Annotated in this window: 4 protein-coding genes and 1 pseudogene; all 5 read left to right on the top strand. The window is 36.9% G+C overall.

Annotated features, from left to right (window positions below):
* Nucleotides 1–243: 243 nt before the first annotated feature.
* Nucleotides 244–897, top strand: a complete 654-nt coding sequence (locus PSN35_RS06025) for a transposase (protein WP_300030843.1) — start codon at nucleotides 244–246, stop codon at nucleotides 895–897.
* Between the two features lie 96 nt (nucleotides 898–993).
* On the top strand, nucleotides 994–1,938 hold the full coding sequence (locus tag PSN35_RS06020) for an ATP-binding protein (protein WP_300030846.1): 945 nt from the start codon (nucleotides 994–996) through the stop codon (nucleotides 1,936–1,938).
* 434 nt (nucleotides 1,939–2,372) lie between these two features.
* Nucleotides 2,373–3,548, top strand: coding sequence for a nucleotide sugar dehydrogenase (locus PSN35_RS06015; protein ID WP_300030841.1), 1,176 nt, complete (start codon nucleotides 2,373–2,375; stop codon nucleotides 3,546–3,548).
* Between the two features lie 12 nt (nucleotides 3,549–3,560).
* Complete coding sequence (locus tag PSN35_RS06010; RefSeq protein WP_300030838.1) at nucleotides 3,561–4,622, top strand: Gfo/Idh/MocA family oxidoreductase; 1,062 nt, start codon at nucleotides 3,561–3,563, stop codon at nucleotides 4,620–4,622.
* Nucleotides 4,623–4,624: 2 nt separating this feature from the next.
* Nucleotides 4,625–4,827, top strand: a pseudogene (locus tag PSN35_RS06005) (N-acetyltransferase); the annotation flags it as partial.

Raw genomic sequence — 4,827 nt, 5'->3', positions numbered from 1 at the left:
TTTGCTTTGGTACAACCTGAAGAGGCCACATTACGCACTTGGGCAAATATCGCCAGTGGATTATATTAAAATCAATGAAACAAAGTATGAGAAAAAGTGCAATATGTTATGGACGCATACAATTTGTTGAATTTGTAACTAAATTATGGTACCATATTATTCATGAGTAAGAAAGAAAAATTGTTAAAAAAATTTCTTTATAATTCGGGGACATGTACCTAATTATTTTGTTATACTGTCACTATGGCAAGACAAGCAAGAGTTGTACTCCCTGGATATCCACACCACATTACACAGCGTGGTAATAGGCGTCAGGATGTGTTTTTCCAGCCGTCTGATTATCAATACTATCTAAAGCAACTGAAGCATAATTGCGATAAACAGCAGGTTGATATCTGGGCCTATTGTCTGATGACCAATCATGTACACCTCATTGTCTCACCCCAGGAGGAAAGCGCGCTGTCAAAAGCAATTGGCGAGACACATAAAAACTATACCAAAATGATCAACAAGCGTAAACAGTGGTCTGGATTTTTGTGGCAAGGGCGATTCTCTTCATTTCCGATGGATGAGTCTTACTTGCTAAGAGCAGCGGCATATGTTGAGCTTAACCCCGTAAAGGCAGGTATGGTTAAACAGCCACAAGACTATCTTTACAGTAGTGTTCATGCGCATCTATCAGGTAAAGACGAACTAGATATTATTAAACCAAAACTCTTGCTGGATATGGTTGACGATTGGGACACATACCTTAACCTCTCTAGGAAAGATGACACTATTGAGATGCAGAAGCATGCTAAAAATGGGTTGCCATTAGGAAAAAAAGATTTCATTCAAAAGATGGAAATACAGCTAAATCGAATATTAACCCGTCAAAAACCAGGCCCGAAAAAATAATTAGGTACGTGTCCCCAAACTAATTACCCAAACTAAAACTGAGCGTTTGCAATTGAAGACCCTAAAGCTTTTTTAAATTGATATCAAGGTAGGACAATTTTTGATGAAATACAACGAACGCCTAATTTACTAAGTTATTTACAAGGCATTGTTGACAATGAAAATATCAACGGTAGGTTTGTACTAACAAGCTCTCATCAATTAGAATTACGCGCTGCAGTATCACAATCACTGGCCGGTCGTACAGGAATCCTACATTTATTGCCACTCTCTATTGCAGAGTTAAAATCTGCAAGGCTTGAATTTGATGATTTTGAGTCGTATGTTGTTCATGGATTTATGCCAAGAATTTATGATCAAAATCAAAGACCTCATCGCGCCTATTCAAATTATTACCAAACCTATATTGAAAGAGATGTTAGGCAGTTAATCAAGCTTAAAGATGACAGCTTATTTGAAAAATTTATGAAGCTGCTTTCAGGAAGAGTAGGGCAATTGGTGGATTACCAATCACTAGGCAATGATGTCGGGGTTAGTTCAGTCACGATCAAACAATGGCTCTCAATTTTGGAAGCCTCTTTTATGGTATTTAAACTACCCCCTTATTTTGATAATTTTGGTAAGCGTGTCATTAAATCGCCTAAATACTATTTTACTGATGTCGGTTTGTTGGCTTATTTACTCGGTATTGAAAAGCCAGAGCAGGTAAGCCGTGATCCATTGGTTGGCAATATATTTGAAAATCTCATCGTGATAGAAGCATTAAAGAGTAGATACAACCAAGGCCATAATGCAGACCTGTACTTCTTTAGGGATAGTAACGGAGTTGAGATTGATCTGCTGTGTAAAACCACACAAGGTCTTATTGGTGTTGAAGTCAAGTCAGCATCAACTTGGCATGCTAAATTTGCTAAAGGACTTCTGGCTTTTTCTAAAACCAATTCTCAGTTATCACGTAGCATTGTTGCTTATAGTGGTAAATCTATTGACCTTAGTAATGGTGTTGAAGTGATTGAATACAAACAGTTTTCAATTTATTAATCATAATGCATTCCAATATAAACCATTAACAAATGCTTTTTTTTACCCCTCAAGGGGGTATTGAACAGAATGCAATGCTAACCATAATTCAAGGTTTGCAATGCAGTAGCTGTTGTGTTTTCAGGATACAGGGTTAATACATGCACACGTGCGATAATATCGTATAATTGCAAATAATTAGGTACGTGTCCCTAATCCTCCTCTTAAACGTCTCAAATAGGTCTATTTATAAACGCTTTTTTTTTGCGTAAAATATCAATTTATTCTGTTCAATATCTTCTTAATGGTCTAAAATAACCCTCTTAATATTATTGCTACTGCTAACCAACATTTAAGGGTTTGCAGTGCGGTAGCCGTTGTACAATTCAAGTAAACAATCTTTCAATAAAAAACTTATATCGACAAATGATCAAGCAATTATTAGGAGTAGTTAAATGAAAATCACCATAGCAGGCACCAGCTACGTCGGCCTTTCCAATGCCATGCTTTTGTCTCAAAACCATGAGGTTGTTGCCCTTGATATCATCCCTGAGAAGATTGAACAACTTAACAATAAAATCTCTCCTATTGTTGATGCTGAGATTACAGATTTCCTAGCTAATAAAAACCTTAACTTTACTGCAACACTAGATAAAGAGCTCGCCTATAAAGACGCAGACTTTGTCATCATTGCCACACCAACTGATTACGATACTACTAACAACTACTTTAATACCGCTTCGGTAGAAGCGGTTATTCAAGATGTGATTGACATTAATCCTAAGGCTACAATGGTTATTAAATCAACCGTACCGGTTGGATACACTCAAAGCATTAAAGATAAGTTTAATATTGATAACATCATCTTCTCTCCAGAGTTTTTAAGAGAAGGCTTAGCGCTGTATGACAATCTCTACCCATCACGAATTATTGTTGGTGAGCAATCAGATAGAGCCGAAGTGTTTGCTAACCTTCTGCAAGAAGGCGCTATAAAAGAGAATATCGACGTCTTGTTTACAGACTCTACTGAAGCAGAAGCAGTTAAACTTTTTAGTAATACTTATTTGGCTATGAGAGTCTCATACTTTAATGAGTTAGACTCCTATGCAATGGCGCACAATTTAGATTCGAAACAAATTATTGAAGGCATTTGTCTCGATCCAAGAGTTGGACCTAATTACAATAATCCATCGTTTGGTTATGGGGGTTATTGCTTACCTAAAGACACTAAACAACTTAAAGCTAGCTACAAAGGCGTGCCTAATGCTTTAATTGACGCTATTGTTGATTCTAACTCCATTAGAAAAGACTATATTGCAAATTCTATTATCGCCAAACAGCCGAAGGTTGTAGGTGTTTATAGACTCATCATGAAGGCGGGCTCTGATAACTTTAGAGCGTCATCCATACAAGGAATTATGGAACGTATTCGAGATAAAGGCATTGAGATGGTCATATATGAGCCAGTCTTAACTGGACAAGGTGAGACTGAATTCTTTAATTCAAAAGTAATCGTAGATTTAAATGAATTCAAAAAAAATAGTGATGTTATTATTGTTAATAGAATGGAAGACGAAATGGAAGATGTTAAGGGTAAGATTTTTACAAGAGATTTATTTGGCAATCATTAAACAGGGGTTTATATGTTGAATTTTGCATTAGTAGGGTGTGGGCGTATTGCAAAGCGCCATTCTGAATTGTTGGGCTTTAATGAAATTAATGGGGCGAAATTAGTCTCTGTTTGTGACAATGTGATTGATAAGGCAAACAAAATAGCGGAACAATTTAAGGTGTCATCATACCAAGAGATGGATGAGATGATGAAATCTGAATCCATAGATGTTGTTGTTATTTTAACGCCTAGTGGACTTCATGCAGAGCATGTAATCAACTTATCTAAGTATGGCAAACATATAATGGTTGAAAAGCCTATGGCGCTAACTATTAAAGATACGGAAAATATGATTTATGCATGTGATGCAAATGATGTTAAATTGTTTGTTATTAAACAAAATAGATTTAATGTTCCTGTAGTCAAGCTAAGAGAAGCCTTAGATGCCGGCAGATTTGGAAAGTTAACCTTGGGCACTGTCAGGGTTAGATGGGCAAGGCATCAAGCATATTATGATCAAGATCCATGGAGAGGGACTTGGGCTATGGATGGCGGTGTATTGACAAATCAAGCTAGTCATCATGTAGATATGCTTGAATGGATGATGGGCGATGTTGAAAGTGTTTTTGCAAAGATGACGACAGCATTGGCCGATGTGGAAACAGAAGATACAGCCATTGTTGCTCTAAAATTTAAAAATGGCGCCCTTGGAATTATTGAAGCGACAACCGCAACAAGGCCGACAAACTTGGAAGGGTCTATATCGATTTTAGGCGCACATGGAACAGTTGTAGTGGGTGGTGTTGCAGTCAATGAAATGCAGACATGGGTCTTTGAAGATGAGCAAGAGGGTGATTCTAGTGTTTTAGAAGAGTTTTCAGTTAACCCTCCAAATGTGTACGGTTTTGGGCATCAGGCATATTATGAACATGTGGTTGATTGTATAGTGAATGGAAGTGCTAATTTAGTTGACGGACTACAAGGACGTAAAAGTATAGAATTAATTAGCGCAATTTATGAGTCTGCAGAAACTGGGAAAGAGGTATTTTTAAAATTCCAACCTAAACATCGTCGATTGGGACAAAAAAGCTAAAAATGGATTTAAAGTCTATAAGTATTAAGAATGTAGATTTTGGTAGCAATGTAACCATTATTGAGCCAGTGAATTTGTATGGTTGTTCGATTGGAGATGATTCTTTCGTAGGGCCTTTTGTAGAGATTCAGAAAAATACAACAATTGGAAAAAATACGAAAATACAATCACACTCTTTTATCTGTGAGCTTGTCAGTATCGGAGA

It is taken from the genome of Candidatus Thioglobus sp., assembly GCF_028599055.1.
Classification (GTDB): Bacteria; Pseudomonadota; Gammaproteobacteria; order PS1; family Pseudothioglobaceae; genus Thioglobus_A.
Note: the sequence above shows the minus strand (reverse complement) of the source record. Positions and strands in the feature narration are given on the sequence as shown.